This window comes from Streptomyces sp. NPDC001549 (assembly GCF_042894025.1).
In the GTDB taxonomy this organism is placed as follows: Bacteria; Actinomycetota; Actinomycetes; order Streptomycetales; family Streptomycetaceae; genus Streptomyces; species Streptomyces kutzneri.
In genome coordinates this window covers 533,574-549,408 of the sequence record NZ_JBIAVJ010000001.1, presented here as the reverse complement: position 1 = coordinate 549,408, position 15,835 = coordinate 533,574, and the positions used below count along the sequence as shown (strand labels likewise).

At 69.4% G+C, this 15,835-nt stretch carries 19 protein-coding genes; 10 read left to right on the top strand and 9 right to left on the bottom strand.

The window, feature by feature from the left end:
• Positions 1-82: 82 nt before the first annotated feature.
• From ACFY04_RS02590 to ACFY04_RS02580, 3 genes are all read left to right on the top strand, one after another.
• On the top strand, positions 83-931 hold the full coding sequence (locus ACFY04_RS02590) for a helix-turn-helix transcriptional regulator (RefSeq protein WP_389113917.1): 849 nt from the start codon (positions 83-85) through the stop codon (positions 929-931).
• Positions 891-1,157: a DUF397 domain-containing protein gene (locus tag ACFY04_RS02585; RefSeq protein WP_389113849.1), complete on the top strand. Its 267-nt coding sequence runs from the start codon at positions 891-893 to the stop codon at positions 1,155-1,157. The genes ACFY04_RS02590 and ACFY04_RS02585 overlap by 41 nt, the downstream gene beginning before the upstream one ends.
• Before the next feature lie 92 nt (positions 1,158-1,249).
• On the top strand, positions 1,250-2,821 hold the full coding sequence (locus tag ACFY04_RS02580) for a serine/threonine-protein kinase (RefSeq protein ID WP_389113848.1): 1,572 nt from the start codon (positions 1,250-1,252) through the stop codon (positions 2,819-2,821).
• A gap of 7 nt (positions 2,822-2,828) precedes the next feature.
• Here the strand turns inward: ACFY04_RS02580 and ACFY04_RS02575 are convergent, their stop codons facing one another.
• From ACFY04_RS02575 to ACFY04_RS02565, 3 genes are all read right to left on the bottom strand, one after another.
• On the bottom strand, positions 2,829-3,512 hold the full coding sequence (locus ACFY04_RS02575) for a DNA alkylation repair protein (protein ID WP_389113847.1): 684 nt from the start codon (positions 3,510-3,512) through the stop codon (positions 2,829-2,831).
• Positions 3,513-3,586: 74 nt separating this feature from the next.
• Positions 3,587-4,447: a hypothetical protein gene (locus tag ACFY04_RS02570; protein WP_389113846.1), complete on the bottom strand. Its 861-nt coding sequence runs from the start codon at positions 4,445-4,447 to the stop codon at positions 3,587-3,589.
• A gap of 92 nt (positions 4,448-4,539) precedes the next feature.
• Positions 4,540-4,917, bottom strand: a complete 378-nt coding sequence (locus ACFY04_RS02565; RefSeq protein ID WP_373038994.1) for a peptidase inhibitor family I36 protein — start codon at positions 4,915-4,917, stop codon at positions 4,540-4,542.
• Positions 4,918-5,711: 794 nt separating this feature from the next.
• Between ACFY04_RS02565 and ACFY04_RS02560 the strand changes: the two genes are divergently transcribed.
• The 3 genes from ACFY04_RS02560 to ACFY04_RS02550 all read left to right on the top strand — a co-directional run bounded on the left by ACFY04_RS02560 (position 5,712) and on the right by ACFY04_RS02550 (position 7,178).
• Entirely contained in the window at positions 5,712-6,209 is a 498-nt protein-coding gene (locus tag ACFY04_RS02560; protein WP_389113845.1) for a lactococcin 972 family bacteriocin, read from the top strand.
• Positions 6,210-6,312: 103 nt separating this feature from the next.
• Positions 6,313-6,924 (top strand): hypothetical protein, encoded by a 612-nt coding sequence (locus ACFY04_RS02555; RefSeq protein WP_389113844.1) that lies wholly within the window; start codon positions 6,313-6,315, stop codon positions 6,922-6,924.
• Positions 6,925-6,983: 59 nt separating this feature from the next.
• Positions 6,984-7,178: a hypothetical protein gene (locus tag ACFY04_RS02550; protein ID WP_389113843.1), complete on the top strand. Its 195-nt coding sequence runs from the start codon at positions 6,984-6,986 to the stop codon at positions 7,176-7,178.
• Between the two features lie 63 nt (positions 7,179-7,241).
• On the opposite strand, the gene tnpA is transcribed toward ACFY04_RS02550, so the two are convergent.
• Positions 7,242-7,670 carry an IS200/IS605 family transposase gene (tnpA, locus tag ACFY04_RS02545; protein ID WP_389113842.1) on the bottom strand — a complete coding sequence of 143 codons (429 nt, stop codon included), beginning with the start codon at positions 7,668-7,670 and terminating at the stop codon, positions 7,242-7,244.
• 17 nt (positions 7,671-7,687) lie between these two features.
• Here tnpA and ACFY04_RS02540 point away from each other — a divergent pair, with 17 nt between their 5' ends.
• Positions 7,688-8,857 carry an RNA-guided endonuclease InsQ/TnpB family protein gene (locus tag ACFY04_RS02540; RefSeq protein ID WP_389113841.1) on the top strand — a complete coding sequence of 390 codons (1,170 nt, stop codon included), beginning with the start codon at positions 7,688-7,690 and terminating at the stop codon, positions 8,855-8,857.
• Positions 8,858-8,929: 72 nt separating this feature from the next.
• Here the strand turns inward: ACFY04_RS02540 and ACFY04_RS02535 are convergent, their stop codons facing one another.
• The gene (locus tag ACFY04_RS02535) at positions 8,930-9,559 is read right to left on the bottom strand and encodes a histidine phosphatase family protein (protein ID WP_389113840.1); all 630 of its coding nucleotides are present in this window, start codon (positions 9,557-9,559) and stop codon (positions 8,930-8,932) included.
• 132 nt (positions 9,560-9,691) lie between these two features.
• Between ACFY04_RS02535 and ACFY04_RS02530 the strand changes: the two genes are divergently transcribed.
• The 3 genes from ACFY04_RS02530 to ACFY04_RS02520 all read left to right on the top strand — a co-directional run bounded on the left by ACFY04_RS02530 (position 9,692) and on the right by ACFY04_RS02520 (position 13,767).
• The gene (locus tag ACFY04_RS02530) at positions 9,692-11,824 is read left to right on the top strand and encodes an acyl-CoA dehydrogenase (RefSeq protein ID WP_389113839.1); all 2,133 of its coding nucleotides are present in this window, start codon (positions 9,692-9,694) and stop codon (positions 11,822-11,824) included.
• Positions 11,825-11,836: 12 nt separating this feature from the next.
• On the top strand, positions 11,837-13,024 hold the full coding sequence (locus ACFY04_RS02525) for a lipid-transfer protein (RefSeq protein ID WP_389113838.1): 1,188 nt from the start codon (positions 11,837-11,839) through the stop codon (positions 13,022-13,024).
• A gap of 227 nt (positions 13,025-13,251) precedes the next feature.
• Positions 13,252-13,767: a YcxB family protein gene (locus tag ACFY04_RS02520; RefSeq protein WP_389113837.1), complete on the top strand. Its 516-nt coding sequence runs from the start codon at positions 13,252-13,254 to the stop codon at positions 13,765-13,767.
• A gap of 23 nt (positions 13,768-13,790) precedes the next feature.
• Here the strand turns inward: ACFY04_RS02520 and ACFY04_RS02515 are convergent, their stop codons facing one another.
• From ACFY04_RS02515 to ACFY04_RS02500, 4 genes are all read right to left on the bottom strand, one after another.
• Complete coding sequence (locus ACFY04_RS02515; protein WP_389113836.1) at positions 13,791-14,219, bottom strand: hypothetical protein; 429 nt, start codon at positions 14,217-14,219, stop codon at positions 13,791-13,793.
• A 181-nt stretch (positions 14,220-14,400) separates the two neighbouring features.
• The gene (locus tag ACFY04_RS02510) at positions 14,401-14,670 is read right to left on the bottom strand and encodes a hypothetical protein (RefSeq protein ID WP_389113835.1); all 270 of its coding nucleotides are present in this window, start codon (positions 14,668-14,670) and stop codon (positions 14,401-14,403) included.
• The gene (locus ACFY04_RS02505) at positions 14,657-15,211 is read right to left on the bottom strand and encodes an RNA polymerase sigma factor (RefSeq protein WP_389113834.1); all 555 of its coding nucleotides are present in this window, start codon (positions 15,209-15,211) and stop codon (positions 14,657-14,659) included. The genes ACFY04_RS02510 and ACFY04_RS02505 overlap by 14 nt, the downstream gene beginning before the upstream one ends.
• Before the next feature lie 220 nt (positions 15,212-15,431).
• The gene (locus ACFY04_RS02500) at positions 15,432-15,785 is read right to left on the bottom strand and encodes a DNA-binding response regulator (protein WP_351163065.1); all 354 of its coding nucleotides are present in this window, start codon (positions 15,783-15,785) and stop codon (positions 15,432-15,434) included.
• Positions 15,786-15,835 lie beyond the last annotated feature (50 nt).

The following is a 15,835-nucleotide window of genomic DNA, read 5'->3' as shown; positions in this document are numbered from 1 at the left end:
GGAGCGCATGCGGCTGATTACGCTCGGCGACAGGGCGAAACGAACGCCGAACGCACAGCGTGAACTTGGGGGTGACCACCTCGTGGTCAAGATCCGCGAGCTCGATCCCAGCGCCTCGCCGCTGGACTACTACGGCTACGAACTGCGGCGGCTGAGGGAGCAGGCGGGCCTGAAGCAGGCGCAGTTGGGCGAGATCATCTTCTGTACGGGCTCCCTGATCGGCCAGATCGAGACGACGAAGCGCGTCCCGACCCGGGACTTCTCCGAGCGGGTGGACGCGGCGCTCAATACCGGTGGGGTGTTCTCGCGGCTGGTGGGGCTGGTGCTGCGGAGCGTGCTGCCGACGTGGTTCCAGCCGTACGCGGAGATGGAGGCGCGGGCCACCTACCTCTCCACCTATCAGGCGCAGTTGGTGGATGGGCTGCTGCAGACGGAGGCGTACGCGCGCGCGGTGTTGGGGGTGTGGAGTGAGGACGACCTCGATGCGAAAGTGGCTGCCCGGATGGAGCGCCAGCGAGTACTCGACCGCGAAAATCCGCCGCTGATGTGGGTGGTGATGAGCGAGGCCGTGCTGCACCAGGAGATCGGCGGCCGGGCGGTCATGCGGAATCAACTTGCCCATTTGTTGGCGCAGCAGAGGCGGCAGTGGGTGCAGGTGCAGATCCTGCCTTTCGAGGCGGGTGCCCATGCGGGGCAGCCGGGCTCGTTCAGCCTCATGCGGTTCGACGGCGACCCGGACCTTGTCTATACGGAGGACTTCGTACAGGGCCATATGACGGCCAATCCGCAAGCTCTCAGGGAGGGTTCGCTCCGATACGATCATTTGCAGGCAGCCGCCCTGTCCGTGCAGGACTCGGCGGTACGGATTGCCCGCGTAATGGAGGAGCGATATGGACACCAACCGGAACCTGACGGGCGCGCAGTGGCGTAAGTCCTCGTACAGCTCTGACACGGGCGGTCAGTGCGTCGAGTGCGCGCCGCTCGGTGACACCGGCTGGCTGAAGTCCTCGTACAGCGGTGACACCGGCGGTGAGTGTGTCGAGGTCGCCGCTCAGCCCTGCCTCGTCGCCGTCCGGGACTCCAAGAACCCCGGGGGTCCCGTCTTCACCGTCCAACCCGCGGCGTTCGAGGCCTTCGTGAGGTCCGTCTCGGTATGATCCGCTCCCTGTCGACGGGGAGGGAGTCGGGGGAAATGGAGCACGTGGGACCTTCCGGTCCGACGCACGTGGGGCCGTTCAAGGTGGCTGGCGTGCTCGGGCAGGGCGGTATGGGGCGGGTGCTGCTGTGCGCCGGGCCTGACGGGCGGCTCGTCGCCGTCAAGCAGGTGCTCGCGCACTTCGCCGACGACGAGGGCTTCCGGGCCCGTTTCCGGCGCGAGGTCGCGGCCTCGCGCAAGGTCTCCGGTGCCTATACGGCGGCCGTGATGGACGCCGACCCGGACGCGCCGACACCGTGGCTGGCCTCGGTGTTCGTGGCGGGGCCCTCGCTGGGGGCCGTGGTCAAGACGGACGGGGTGCTGGAGGAAGCCGTCGTCCACCGGCTGGCGGCGGGGCTCGCGTCGGCGCTCGCGGAGATCCACCGGGCGGGGCTGATCCACCGGGACCTCAAGCCCGACAACGTGCTCCTCACCGAGGACGGCGTACGCGTCATCGACCTCGGCATCGCGCGGGTGACCGAGAGCGGGGTCGAGGGCGACATCGGGCTGACGCGCACCGGCTGGGTGATCGGTTCGCCCGCCTTCATGTCGCCCGAGCAGGCCGAGAGCAAGCCGCTGACACCGGCGAGCGATGTGTTCTCGCTCGGTTCGATGCTGGTCATGGCGTTCACCGGCAGCAGCCCGTTCGCCGGGACGTCGACCCTCCAGACGCTCTACGACGTGGTGCACTCCACCCCCGACCTGAGTGCGGTGCCCGACGGGCTGCGCGGGATCGTGGAGCGCTGCCTGGCCAAGGACCCGGCCGCCCGGCCCACCCCGGCGCAGCTGCTCGAACTCCTCGGGCCGGTGGCTCCGGCCGGCCGGCAGTGGCCGCCCGCCGTGTACCGGATGCTGGCCGTGCAACGGGCGGACATCGACCGGCTGTTGTCCGGTGACACGGCGACCGCGGTGGCGCCGCCGGAACCGCTCCCCGAGCCGGTTCCGGCGCCCGAGCCCGCGCCCGGGGAGGCGGTGGAGCGGGCGGCCGAGGTCACGGAGTCCGCCCCGCCCGTCATCCCGCCCGTCATCCCTCCCCGGCCGACGAGCCCGCCGACCGAGCCGTCGCCCACCCCGCCCCGGCGGCGGTCGCGGACGGTGGCCCTGGTGGCCGCCGGAGTGCTGGTGGCCACGGGCATCGGCGTAGGCGCGTACACCCTGGACCATGCGGCGGAGGGTGCCGATCCCGCCGCCTACGCCGACGTACCGGCCTGCCCGAAGGCCACCCAGTACATCTCGCTGACCGGGCGGGATGCCAAGGAGGACTTCCGCAGCGCGAGCGAGACCCAGGCCCACACGATGTGCACCTGGTACGACACGCTGGCGGACCGGCGGACCGCGCTGGTCCGGTGGGACGTCAAGCGGGGCAGTGACACCAGCGCCAACGCGAAGGTCCAGCAGGCCGGTTTCGCCGCGGACGCGGCCGACGGGAGGCGGGTGAACAACCTCGGGTTCGGCGACGGGGCGTACTGGGAGTCCGACGGCACCACCGAGTGGACCTGCGCGCTCTCCGTCCGGCACGGCAATCTGGTCGTCTGGGTCGGTCTCTACCATCCCGGGGCGTGCGAGCAGAAGGCCAAGGAGGTCGCCAAGGCGGCGCTGAAGCCGGTGCCGGTCACATCCGGCTGAATCCCGCCTACTGCTTCTCCTGCTGCCGTCGCACCATCTCGCCGATCCAGGCGGGCGCGAACGGAGACGTGCAGTTCGGAGGGGTCGGGTAGTCCTTGAGGACTTCCAGGCGCTCGCCGATGCCGATGGCACGGGCGCGGTGCTCGGAGTGCTCGATCCCGATCTGGGCCAGGCAGTGGTTCATCGCCCACTGCAGACGCTCCGGGGCGTCCTTCATCTCCGCCTCGATGGCATCGAGCAGGCCCGGGAGGTCGAGGCCGTCGGGCTTCTTCGCGACCCGCTCGGTGGTCAGCGCCCAGCCGGCGCTCGCGACCACCGGATCGGGATCCGCGAACCAGGCGAGGCGCAGTTCTTCGGAGTGCGGGCTCTTCTTCACGACGTAGTTCACGAGCCAGTCGTGCACCTTGGGGGTGCGGGCCTCGCGCAGCATGGCGTCCAGCTCGTCGCGCCCGAAGGCCTTCGGGCGGCAGATCAGCAGCGCCAGGAGCATCGCCGCGCTGTCGCCGGTCTTCCAGAGTTCGCGTGAGAGGTCCTGCTGCGTCTTGAGCCGCTTCGCGAGCGCGCGCAGCTTGCCGAGGTTCACGCCGTGATCGTCACCGTGTCTCTCGTTCACCGCGCGCGTCTTCGGGTCCTCCAGCCCGGCCAGCTCGGCCATGACCTGCTCCACCGTGGTCCCGGTCGTCTCGGTCATCCTGGCCTCCTGTCCGTCGCGGATGATTCCCGGCCAGCCTACGACCGCCTCCGCGACCTGCCGACCCGCCCGGTCTACTGACCGGTCGCGGCCTTCGCTGCGGACATGGTTTTCTGTTTGGCGAGCAGCGGCCCCGCCAGAGCCTTCGAATTGGACTCGATCAGGAACCGCTGATATTCACTTTCGGCGTCGGACCATACGCCGATCAGGTTCACCTTCTGCTTGCACAGCACGTCGGCGAGTGCCACTTCCTTCTCGTGGGCTCCGGGAGTGGCGGCACTGAATTCCTTGTCGTTGATCGCGGCGAGGGGGTCAGGGTAGGTGTGCCCGGATTCCTTCATGCAGTTCGACCACTCCTCGGTCGCTTTCACCACCGCAGGAGCCTTCTGCGACTTCGTGTAGCTTTCCATGTTGAGTTTGTGGGGAAGATTCAAGGCGTCCTGCAGCTCGACCTCGTGAAGCTCCCTCTGGGCCTCTCCGATGCATCCGCCTTGCGGTACGGGTGTGCCGTTGTACGTGGTCACTTCACCCGTGACGAGCTGCATGACCGATGAGGGATAGTCTTCGGCCCGTTTGTCCAGGTCGGGCACGTGATATCCGTGTTGCTTCGCGAGCTCCGCGTCGGCCAGGCCGTAGCGCCGCTCGTTCGTCTCGATATCGGTATTTCCCTGCGCTTTAGGGGTATAGGGGGCGCCCAATCCGGTAAGGCACCGCTGCATGAGGGAATCGCGCCCGCGGGCGAGCGCGCCCGCGTCGATCGTTGTCAGCAGGTAATCGTCCAGAGGCAGCTTGAGGGCCTTGCTGTCGGCGAGCCGGCGCGCCCCCGTCGGGCTTGGGGTTTCGCCGGAACCGGCGATGTCGGTCGTGCAGGCGGACAGGAGCGGCACCAGGAGCACCGCCATACCGGCACACGCTCTGGAGGAAGGGGTGGTCACGTTCACTGGTTCCTCTACAGGTAGCAAGGAAGGGTGCTCCGCAGCCGCGACGGCGGTTGCGGAACACCCTTTCCCGGTCCAGGTGCCGATGCTCAGCAGATCAGGTCCCTGACGGAAGCGTTGTTGTTGTACGTGTTCACAAGGTTCCGGGACGTGTGAGCCGGAACGGTGTCGTACGGGCCGGCGTAGTTCGAGTTGTAGTAGACCCGGTAGCAGTAGTTCGAGGCATTCTGGGTCGACGCGGCATTGTTCTTCACCGGCTCGCCCTCACCATTGGCCCACGTGGTGAATTCTTCCCCGGCGAGATTGGGTACATTGCCGTCCGTGAACCATCGGGCGCCGGCCTGGTTGGAGTTGTAGTAGAGACAGAAAAAGCCGGTCTGGCATGCATACGCGCTGGCCGGGGTGGCCATCCCGAGCGTGACGGCAGCTGAGGCAACCAGGAGTGCCAGGGTCCGCTTCATGCGCATGGTTCATCCCCTACGTAGTCGTGTCTCGCCGGCGCCAAATCGGGCGCCACGAAGGGGAGTTGGTTCCCGAAAGCGGCACGCTCGGACCCAGGCCGGCCGTGTCCTCGCCGACTATAGTGAACGGTCCATCTGTACTCAACAGCCTGTATAGAAGCCCGAGTTGGGGTGAAGTACGTCGGTGGACCCGCTATCTGCGGGTGCACTCGGACCGCGTTCGAGGCCTTCCGCCCTGCGGCGAACCGGCTACGGGACGACCGTGCCGTTGCGTCGGTACTCGATCAGCTCACAGGCGTGTGCTGCGACCGCCGCGGCCCGGCCCTGGACTTCGGCCACCTTGGGGTGGCACGTCGTATGGCGACGAGCCCTTCGTGGACGAGCATCGGCCCGATGCGGTCACGGTGCCGCGACGCCTTCAGGCGCCTGGTTTCCGGGCAGGGCACCCCCACCCCCGCAGCCGTACGGGTCGATTTCGTTGCCCCTCCTGTTACAGAGACGGCCAGGTCGCAGAGCCTCCGGCGTGGGACACGCTGACGGTAGCCGGTCGGCTACAGCCGATCAGGAGACCGCCCGAGTCGGCGCGCAAAGTTCAAGCCATCACCCGGCTGTCGCTGCAGAGAAGCGGTGGCGGCAAGGTCACTGAATTTCGGCGGAAAGCTGAACAGTGTGCACCAAATCGGGTCCGTGAATCAGCCAGAATGTTTTGCGGCAGCCTCTAATCCGATTGACTGCTGACATTCCTTCGTTGAGGATTTCTCCGGAAACCCCACCGGGGGAGTAGAAGAGGGGGATATGACGTGAGGAAATTCGGAAAATCGGCAGCTCTCGGCTTTGTGAGCGTGGCGCTCGCAGTGTTCGGCGCTGCCACGCCGGCGGCCGCGAACGGTTCTCAGACCGGGACCGCTACCGGTGTTGTGGACACCGCCGATCTCAAGGCCGGGCAGGTCGTCATTCATCAGCGCGGCGACGGGGTGCAGCCGCCGGCGGAGCTGGGCAACCCCTCCGAGTGGGGTGTGGTGAAGCTCGAAATCAGCGGTTCGGCGAGCGCTTTCCAGCCGACGGGGAACACCTGTAAGCAGGTCACGCACGGCACCTGGTGCTATGGGTGGCAGTCGGCGGGCCTGGACGGAAAGAAGTGCTACTCGAACTACATTGCAAATGTGGGGCACCTGACCACGGTCAGGGTCAGGAACATCGATTATTCGAGTGGCTGGGTGCCGAAGGGGCAGACTTCCTACGCCAACGTGACCATCGGCATGGCCTACACCTGCTACGCCTACTACAACAACGCCTAACTCCGGCTAGGTGCAGTAGACTTGTACGCGACTCCGGATCCCCACGTGGATCCGGAGTCGCGTCGTATCCGCTTGGATCCAGAACGGACGGGGAAGAGGAATCATGCACTTTCCGCGCGCTCGCGCTGCGTCGCTGGCAGCGCCTCTCGGGGTCGGTCTGGTGCTCGGCCTGCTGGGCCCCATTTCTGAAAAATGGGACAATCCCGTCAGTGTGGCCGTGAATGCCGTTTTCTCCGGCGGGTGGTCATGGGCCTGTTATGCGTTCCTGGTGGGATATTTCCGCCGATCCAAAATCGAAGCAACCCTTCTTGCGTCTTTCGGGCTGGCCATCGGGGTGGTTGCCTACTACCTGTTCAAAGGCATCGGTGTTGCCGCCCCGAACGGAATGGACGTCGGCGCCTCGGGTGGCGGATCGCTCTCCGGGATCGTGGTGTGGGGAACGCTGGCGTTCGTGTTCGGCGCACCTGTCGGGTTCTTGGGCAACCTGGCGCGAGTGCCGGGTGTCGGCGGCCTCTTCTTTCGACTGCTCATGCCGCTCGTAGCCTTTTATGAGACCTCCATGCGCTTGGCCGTCGAGGCGCGTGGGCAAGGTTCGGTCGTCGAAATTACCTGGAGTGCTGTTCGGTTCATCTCAGTTGCTGTTGCGCTCGCTCTGGTGGGGCACGTCATCTGGAGTTGGTGGCACACTCGACGCACTCGTTCGTTCGAGTTCTGAAGAGCTTGATCGCCGGCAGCCCGGGCCGCACCTCGCGCATGTGGGGATAATGGAGCGATGTGAGCCTTACGTTCTTCGACGACAGGCGTCTGGCGCGTGACCTCTATGCCGCGGCGAGCCAGAACGCCGGCCCCGAACAGGTCGGAGCGGGGATCTCGCGCGTGCTCGCCCCCATCGTGGCCCACGAAGTGCTGAGCCTGGTGGGAACCGATCCGGCAACCGGTCCCGGGCTGGGCAGTTTCAGCGGGATCTAGCGAGGAACCCCGGGCCTTCAGGCCCGGGAGGAATCGCTTCTCTGGACTGCTCTGACTGGCAGGTCACATCGGACGTTTCTGCTGCTCGATGTACTCCTTGATGACGGACAGGGGTGCTCCGCCGCAGCTCGCTGCGAAGTATGAGGGTGACCAGAAGTGTGCGCCCCACAGGTACTTGCGGATGTGGTCGGGGTATTCCTGGCGGAGTCTGCGGGCGGAGACGCCTTTGAGGGAGCCGACCAGTTTGGAGATGGAGACTTTCGGCGGGTAGTGGACGAGCAGGTGGACGTGGTCGGTCTCGCCGTTGAACTCGACCAGTTCGGTCTCGAAGTTCGCGCAAACGGATCGCATGACTTCCTCGCAGCGGCGAAGGATCTCGTCGGTGAATGGTCCGCGACGGTACTTCGGTGTGAAGACCAAATGGGCGTGGAGGGTGTAGACGACTGTACGGCCCCTGCGAATGTCGGGGTTTGACTCCCAGCGTGGTGACATAGGCCAACCGTATTCCGATGTCCCGCATAAAGATCGTCGTGCAGGTGAAGCTGATGCCGGATGCCGTACAGGCACCGGCTATCGGTGCGACCTTGCGCACGGTCAACGACCGGGCCAATTGGGTGTCCGGGGTGGCGTTCGTGCACGGTGTGCCGCGTGAGTACGAACTGCGGAAGCACACCTACGCAGAGCTGAGAGCCTCCGGTCTCGGGGCGCAAGCCTCGCAGCACACGATCAAGAAGGTTTGCGACGCCTACACCGCGTTGAAGGCGAACGTCCGGGCGGGGAATCTCGGCAAGCCCGGTTCCAAGCGCCGGGCCAAGGCGGAGTCGAAGCCGGTCACGTTCCGGCCGGACTCGGCACAGCCGTACGACGACCGGTGTCTGTCCTGGCAGTACGACGCGCAGACCGTCAGTATCTGGACCACCGCCGGTCGCTTGAAGAACGTGCGTTTCGCCTGCTCCGCCGACGCGCTCAAGATGCTCCGCGAGTACCGCAAGGGCGAGTCCGACCTGATCGAACGTAACGGCATGTTCTACCTGATCGCGGTGTGCGAGATCCCCGAAGCCCCGGTCAACGAGAACCCGTCCGGATTCATCGGCGTGGACCTCGGCATCGTCAACATCGCCACCACGTCCACCGGCTACCGGGCCGCCGGGCGCGGCCTGAACCGGCACCGCAAGCGGCAGCACGACCTGCGCCGCAAGCTCCAGGCCAAGGGCACCCAGTCCGCGAAGCGCCGGCTCAAGCACCGCGGCCGCAAAGAGACGCGGCACGCCGCGAACATCAACCACATCATCTCGAAGAAGATCGTCACCACCGCTGAACGCACCGGTCGCGGGATCGCCCTGGAAGACCTCACGGGCATCCGCGACCGGGTACGGCTCCGCAAGGACCAGCGGGCACAACTGCATTCGTGGAGCTTCCACCAGCTCGGCCGGTTCATCGCCTACAAGGCGTTGCGGGCTGGGGTGCCGCTGGTGTACGTCGATCCGGCGTACACCAGCCAGCAGTGCTCCGAGTGTGGACACATCGACCGGAAGAACCGAGTCGATCAAGCAACGTTCGCGTGCCGCGCCTGCGGCGTCACCGCGCACGCGGACGATAACGCGTCCCACAACATCGACCGCAAGGGCGAAGCCGTGTGGACCGCGGGGCGTGAGTCACGCGTCCCAGCCACCCCGTAGGTGGTCTGGACGGAGGAGACAACCCGGCAGCCAGTCGGGCTCTACCTCCAAGCCCGGCCCTTCAGGACCGGGTCAAGTTGACATGTGCAACTCGGGCGGGAAGCCCGTCCAGCGCAGTTCGGCCGGCAGGTGCCGCATGTCGTTGGAGAAGAGGACGGTGGCGGGTCGGCCGGGCGCGTAGCGGATGACCGTCAGGGCGGCGTTGGCGTGGTTGAGGCCGAGCCAGCGCCACTTCGGCGCGTGCATGGCCTCCCGGACGAGCCAGGCGACGAGGAAGTTGTGCGTGACGACCAGCTCGTGACGGTCCTCTTCGCCGTCCACCGGCCCGGTGAACAGATCCATCGCCCGGCGGGCCAGTGCGGGTCCGTTCTCTCGCTCCTCGGCGCTGGCGCCGGCGAGGAACTGGAGGTAGAAGTCGGCCGATTCCGGCGGGAGTTCATCCCGCTGCGGCATGTAGGGGACATAGTCGCCCGCGACGTCCGAAAGGTGCAGGGGGACGTCCGTCAGCTGGTCGCCGATCAGGCGGGCCGTCTGCTGCGCCCGGGGCAGCGGGCCGTGGTGGACGGCCGCGAGGGGGACGTTCCGCAGGCGCCGGCCGAGCAGTGTGGCCTGTCGGCGGCCTGCCTCGGTGAGCTCGCTCTCGTCCGGTGATGCCTCGCCGTGCCGGGCGAGATAGAGGTATCGGGTGGCCGTGCCGGTCATTGCAGACTCCTTCGAACCCATAATCGATCTTGTGGATCCGAGGACGCCGCCCCCTCCGGGGCCGGTTCCCGCCCCCGAATCCCTCCCCATCTGACCTTCCGTCAGAATGGAACGTGTTCTAGTCTGCCGCGCATGGGCATCGGAATCACGCAGGAGCAGCGCGAGTTGGCCGAGGCGGTGCGCGGCTGGGTCGCGCGGGCCGTGCCTCCCGAGGAGGTCCGCAAGCTGCTCGACACCCCGCCGCAGACCGGGTCACGGCCCGCCTACTGGGACGCGCTGACCGCGCAGGGGCTGCTCGACCCGCACCTGGACGGCGGCACCCTGCTCGACCTGGCCGTCGTCGTCGAGGAGACGGCCCGGGCCGCGCTGCCCGGGGCCTACCTGCCGAGCGCGCTGGCCTCCGTCCTGCTGGAGCGGGCCGGCGCCGAGCCCCTCGCGGGCCGGGTCGGGGCGGTCGCGCTCGGGCCGGGGACCCTGACCGCCGTCGCCGTCGAGGGCGGCGGCTACCTGCTCGACGGACTCGCCCCGCCCGTCCTCGGCGCCGGGGAGGCCGACCTGGTGCTGCTCGCCGCCGAGGCCGCGCACGGCACCCGCTGGTTCGCCGTGGACGCCGCCGCGCTGGACATTCGTACGCACGACAGCGCCGACCCCACCCGCCCCACCGCCGAGGTGCGGGCGCGCGGGGTCGCCACCGCCCCGGACCGGCTGCTGGCGCTGGACGCGGCCCTGGTCCGCGACCTGGCCTGCACGCTCTTCGCCGCCGACGCCTGTGGCACCGCCGCCTGGGCGCTGCACACGGCCGCCGAGTACGCGAAGGTGCGTGAGCAGTTCGGCCGGCCCATCGGGCAGTTCCAGGGCGTCAAGCACCTGTGCGCCGACATGCTGGTCCGGCTGGAACAGGCCCGGGCGCTGGCCTGGGACGCCGCGCAGGCGATGGACGAGCCCGCCGGCGTGCGCTCGCTGGTGGCCGCCCTCGCCGCCGGGACCGCCCTGGACGCCGCCTACTCCTGCGCCAAGGACTGCATCCAGCTCCTCGGCGGGATCGGCTTCACCTGGGAGCACGACGCCCACATCTACCTGCGGCGGGCGCTGGTCGCCCGACAGCTGCTGGGGCCCGGCGACGGGCACCGCGTACGGGCCGTGCGGTGCGCGGCGGGCGGCGCGCGGCGCGAGCTGCGCCTGGAACTCCCCGCGGAGGCCGAGACGTACCGCGCGAAGGCCCGTACCGCCATCGCGGACGCGCGCGGACAGGGCCCGGCCGCCGCCCGCCGGATCCTGGCCCCCACCGGCTACGCCGCCCCCTACCTGCCGCCGCCCTACGGGATCGGCGCGGGCCCCGTCGAGCAGCTCGTCGTCCAGCAGGAGCTGAGCGCGGCCGGCGTGAAGGTCGCCGACCTCGGGATCGCCACCTGGGTGGTGCCCTCACTGCTCGCCTACGGGACGCCCGCCCAGCGGGAGGCCTACCTCCTGCCGACCCTGCGCGGCGACGTCACCTGGTGCCAGCTCTTCTCGGAGCCGGGCGCGGGTTCCGACCTGGCCTCGCTGCGGACCCGGGCGGAGCGCGCGGAGGACGGCTCCTGGAAGGTCAACGGCCAGAAGGTGTGGACGAGTTCCGCGCACAGCGCCGACTTCGGGATCCTGCTGGCCCGCACCGACCCGGACGCGCCCAAGCACAAGGGGCTCGGCTACTTCGTCGTCGACATGAAGAACACCCCCGGCATCGACGTCCGGCCGCTGAAGGAGATCACCGGCGAGGCCCTCTTCAACGAGGTCTACTTCGACGACGTGGAGCTCCCGGCGGACGCGCTGGTCGGCGCGGCGGACGGCGGCTGGAAGGTGGCCCGCAACACCCTCGGCAACGAACGCGTCCACATGGCCGACCAGATGACCTTCGACACCGGCCTGGAGGCTCTTCTCGCGCGCGCCGCCGACCTCGACGGCACGTACAGGGCGCGGATCGGTGCACTCGCCGCCGAGGCGCACGCCCTGGCCTGCATCGGGCTGCGCACCACGCTCCAGCAGGTGTCGGGGCTGGAGCCGGGCGCGGGCGCTTCCATACGCAAGCTCGTCCAGACCCCGCACCAGCAGCGGACCGCCGAGCTCGCGCTCGAACTGCTGGGGCCGGCGGGCGCGGTACGGGAGGGGGCGGGGGAGCGGGCGGTGCACGGGATGCTCATGTCCCGCTGCCTGACCATCGCCGGGGGCACCACGCAGGTCCAGCTCAATGTCGTCGCCGAGCGGATCCTCGGCCTACCCAGGGACTAGGAGTTGTCGGGCATGAAGTCGTACATCGTGGGCGTCGGCATGACGAAGTTCGAGAAGCCGGAGTCGCGGGACTGGCAGTACTGGGACATGGCGAAGGAGGCCGGATCGGCGGCCCTCGCGGACGCGGGCATCGACTACGGACTGGTCGAACAGGTCCCGGTGGGCTACTGCTTCCAGGCCTCCACCGCCGGCCAGCGGGCGGCGTACGAGCTGGGGCTCTCCGGGGTGCCGGTCTACAACGTCAACAACAACTGCGCGACGGGCTCCACGGCGCTGATGATGGCGCGGCAGTTCGTGGCGGGCGGGATCAGCGACTGCGTGCTGGCGCTGGGCTTCGAGAAGATGAAGCGCGGCGCGTTGGGCGGGGGCGCGGACGGGGGCGACTTCAAGACCTCGCCGGTGGCCCGGCACTACGGGATCATGGCCGCCGGCCACGGCTTCGAGATGTCCCCGCCCACGGCGCAGATCTTCGGCAACGCGGCTCGGGAGCACATGGAGCGGTACGGGACCACGGCGGCGCAGCTCGCGGCGGTCGGTGCGAAGAACCACCGGCACTCGGCGAACAACCCGAACGCGCAGTTCCAGGACGTGTACTCGGTCGAGGAGATCCTGGCGGCCAAGGAGATCCACGCACCGCTGACGAAGCTCCAGTGCTCGCCGACCTCGGACGGCGCGGCGGCGGCGCTGGTGGTGTCCGAGCGGTTCGTGGTGCGGCACGGGCTGCACGACAAGGCGGTGGAGATCGTCGGCCAGTCGATGACGACGGACACCGAGGCTTCCTTCGCGTCGGGCTCGTGCATCGACGTGGTCGGCAAGCCGATGACGGCGGCGGCGGCCCGGCAGGCGTACGAGGCCTCGGGGCTCGGCATCGAGGACGTGGACGTGGTGGAGCTGCACGACTGCTTCTCGATCAACGAGCTGCTGACGTACGAGGCGCTGGGCATGTGCGAGGACGGCGCCGCCGGGAAGCTGGTGGAGTCGGGCGCGACGACGTACGGCGGGCGGTGGGTGGTGAACCCCTCCGGGGGGCTGATCTCCAAGGGGCATCCGCTGGGGGCGACGGGGCTGGCGCAGGCGGCGGAGCTGGTGTGGCAGCTGCGCGGCGAGGCCGGTCCGCGGCAGGTCGAGGGGGCGCGGGTGGGGCTGGCCCACAACATCGGCCTGGGCGGCGCGGCGGTGGTGACGCTGCTGCGGAGGTAGGGAGCCCGCCGGGCTCGCTCCCGGGGCTCCGCCCCGGCCCTGCCGGGCGCTGCCCGGACCCGCGCCTCAAACTCCCCCAGCTACCGCTGGGAGGTGCCCCCGGGCGGGGCTGGAAGAGCGGGGCTCCGCCCCGGGCCCCGCGCCTCGAAGGCTGGTGGGGATGGAGGCGCCGGGCCTGTTCGGAACTCGCTTTCGGCCATGGGGGCGGAGCGCTAGGCTCCGCTCCCGTGAGCGAGATACGCGAGGCGTCCTTCAGCGCCACCGGCAGCCTGACCAGGGACGAGTACGACGAGGCCGCCAAGGCGGCGGGGCTGTTCCGGCGGGGCCGGGCGGTGGCCGCCATCAGCACGGCCTTCCTCGCCGCGGCGAGCGTGACGCTGTCCTCCGGCGGTCTCACCGTGCACCCCGTCCCCCTCGGGATCGCGGTGGCGTACGGCCTCGTCGTGCTGATGGTCCTCCCGCGGTGGGTGGTGGGCCGGGGCTTCCGTAGCGGCAGGGCCGCCGAGGAGAAGCGGGTCGTGGTGGACGGTACGGGCATCGAGGTGTTCCGGGGCGAGGAGTCGCAGCGGATCGTGTGGGACGAGATGCGCTACTACCACGAGACGCCCCGGCTGCACGTGTTCGTGGGCCGCTCGCGCCGCCGGACGTGTCTCGTGGCGCTGCCCAAGCGGCTGTTCACCGCCCCGGGCGAGAGCGAGCTCCTCGCCGCCTTCGGGCACGAGCAGGCCGGCGACGGCTCGTAGCGGCCCGGCCCCGCCCCGCCCGGTCAGAGCTTTTCGATGTCCTTGTGCACCACGTCGGAGCCGGGGTGGTCGGCGTACAGGCGCACCTTGAGCGGGTGGCCGACCGGAGCCTTGATGATCCGGTCGGGGTACTCCCCCAGGCCGGTGCCGTTGCAGGAGGGCTCGCTGGTCAGGTTGGACCAGCCGTTCACGTCGTGCGGGTCGTTCCACGACACCCAGGCGCAGTCGCGCTCGCCGCTGGTGACGTGCACCGAGAGGATCCTGACCGAGTTCACCTCGCCGTCGACGCGCTCGTAGAACACCGTCCCGACGTTGTGGTGGAGGCCCTTGCCGGCCTCCAGGTCGACCTGGAGGACCGGGCCGGCCGGGGTGTCGGCAGCGGCCGGGGCCGCGCCTCCTGCGAGGGTCGCGAGCACGAGCGCGGCGGTGGCGGACAGGGCGGATAAGCGCATGGTTCCGTCTCCACGAAGCTAGGTTGAAGGGGGTCTCATCCTGCTCCAGTACGTGGACGCGCGCTGCTGCGGAATCCGTCAATCGGTGGCCGGGAGCGAGCGGTTGAGCCCGAGCCGGGCAGGCCCGTGCCCCACCGGGCGCTGCCCGGGCCCCGCGCCTCGAACGCCGGCCGGGCCGGGGTCAGCGGGATGCCGGCTTCAGTTCGCAGCGGCCGTCCGTGCACTCGCGTTGCAGGCGGCCCCTGGAGAGCGTCTGGGCCAGTCCGATCGCCCAGCACATCGGGCAGCCGCGCAGGGCCAGCAGGCCGATCGGGGCGAGGGCCAGGGTGGCCGGTCCGTAGAGCGGGAGAAGGGCGAAGGCGCCGATCAGGGCGCCGAGGCCGACCGCGCCGCGGAGCAGGTGCCGGGGCAGGGAGGAGCTCGCGAAGTCGGGGCCGTCAGTGGGTGACATCGTCGCCTCCAGGGGTCGGGTACAGGGTGTGCCGGAGGGCCGCGCGGGCCCGGTGCAGCCGTGATTTCATCGCGGCGGGGCTGAGTCCGAGCGCGTCCGCGGCCATCCGCCCGCTGTAGCCCTGGATGTCCCGCATGATCAGCACCCGCCGCTGGTCGGCGGGGAGGGCGGCGATCGCGCGCGCCACCCGGGCGGCCTCCAGGTGTTCCAGTACCTCGTCCTCGGCCGACATCACGGCGGAGTCGGACAGCGGGGCGCGCTCGCGCGGCACCAGCCGGGCCCGGCGCAGGCACTCGTTGCGGACGATGCGGAACATCCACGAGGCCAGGGCGCCGGAAGCGCGCAGCATGCCGATCTTCCGGTAGAGGATGATCAGCGCCTCCTGGGCCGCGTCCTCGGCGTCCTCGGGGGAGGCGCACAGCGAGTACGCGAACCTGCGGACGTTCGGATGCGATCCGGAGACCAGCGCGGTGACGGCGTCGAGGTCCCCGCCCTGCGCGGCGAGGATCAGCGGCTCGGCGGGCCAGGTCGACTCAGCCACGGGAGCGGCTCCGTCGGCGCACCACGAGGACGGTGCACGTGCAGAGCAGGAGCAGGACGACGGCGCCTACGGCGACAGCAGTGATCACGACAACCTCCAGGTCAGGTGCCGAACCTCTGCGTCGGCACATGCATAAGAGGCGTGGGAGCCGCAAAAGGATTCACCGGGATTCACCGAGATTCACCGGGAATCACGGGGACCTGCCGGGCTCCACCGGCGTTCACCCCAGGGCCGGGTCCACCACCGTCTCGCCCGTCGAGGCGCGCCGGACGCAGTCCGCCAGGTCCCCGACCGGGCCGTCCCGCAGCACCAGCCCCACCGCGCCCGCGGCGAGGGCGGCCTCCGCGAGGCCGGGGTGCGCCGAGCCCGTCAGGACGAGCACCCGGCACTCCGGGTCGTCGGCCAGCAGGGCGGTCACGGCCGCGAGCTCCTCCACCAGTGCCACCGCGGGCCGGGCCATGGGGTCCCGGACGATCTCGATGTCCGGCTGGAGGCCGAGCTGGAGCGCCAGGGCCGGATTCGGCGGCTCCAGCAGGACGCGCAGGGCGCGGGCCTCACGGTGATCAACAGGCATTTCGTCCACGCGGGCAGCGTATTGCCCCGCCTTCCGGCAGGCATGCAACA

Excerpts from the sequence above, each read along its gene's own strand:
- ACFY04_RS02540 (WP_389113841.1), top strand. The coding sequence starts at position 7,688 with ATGTCCCGCATAAAGATCGTCGTGCAGGTGAAGCTGATGCCGGATGCC.
- ACFY04_RS02565 (WP_373038994.1), bottom strand. The coding sequence starts at position 4,917 with ATGCGCATGAAGCGGACCCTGGCACTCCTGGTTGCCTCAGCTGCCGTC.
- ACFY04_RS02585 (WP_389113849.1), top strand. The coding sequence starts at position 891 with ATGGACACCAACCGGAACCTGACGGGCGCGCAGTGGCGTAAGTCCTCG.
- ACFY04_RS02555 (WP_389113844.1), top strand. The coding sequence starts at position 6,313 with ATGCACTTTCCGCGCGCTCGCGCTGCGTCGCTGGCAGCGCCTCTCGGG.
- ACFY04_RS02530 (WP_389113839.1), top strand. The coding sequence starts at position 9,692 with ATGGGCATCGGAATCACGCAGGAGCAGCGCGAGTTGGCCGAGGCGGTG.
- ACFY04_RS02575 (WP_389113847.1), bottom strand. The coding sequence starts at position 3,512 with ATGACCGAGACGACCGGGACCACGGTGGAGCAGGTCATGGCCGAGCTG.
- tnpA (WP_389113842.1), bottom strand. The coding sequence starts at position 7,670 with ATGTCACCACGCTGGGAGTCAAACCCCGACATTCGCAGGGGCCGTACA.
- ACFY04_RS02525 (WP_389113838.1), top strand. The coding sequence starts at position 11,837 with ATGAAGTCGTACATCGTGGGCGTCGGCATGACGAAGTTCGAGAAGCCG.
- ACFY04_RS02535 (WP_389113840.1), bottom strand. The coding sequence starts at position 9,559 with ATGACCGGCACGGCCACCCGATACCTCTATCTCGCCCGGCACGGCGAG.
- ACFY04_RS02510 (WP_389113835.1), bottom strand. The coding sequence starts at position 14,670 with ATGTCACCCACTGACGGCCCCGACTTCGCGAGCTCCTCCCTGCCCCGG.
- ACFY04_RS02500 (WP_351163065.1), bottom strand. The coding sequence starts at position 15,785 with ATGCCTGTTGATCACCGTGAGGCCCGCGCCCTGCGCGTCCTGCTGGAG.
- ACFY04_RS02515 (WP_389113836.1), bottom strand. The coding sequence starts at position 14,219 with ATGCGCTTATCCGCCCTGTCCGCCACCGCCGCGCTCGTGCTCGCGACC.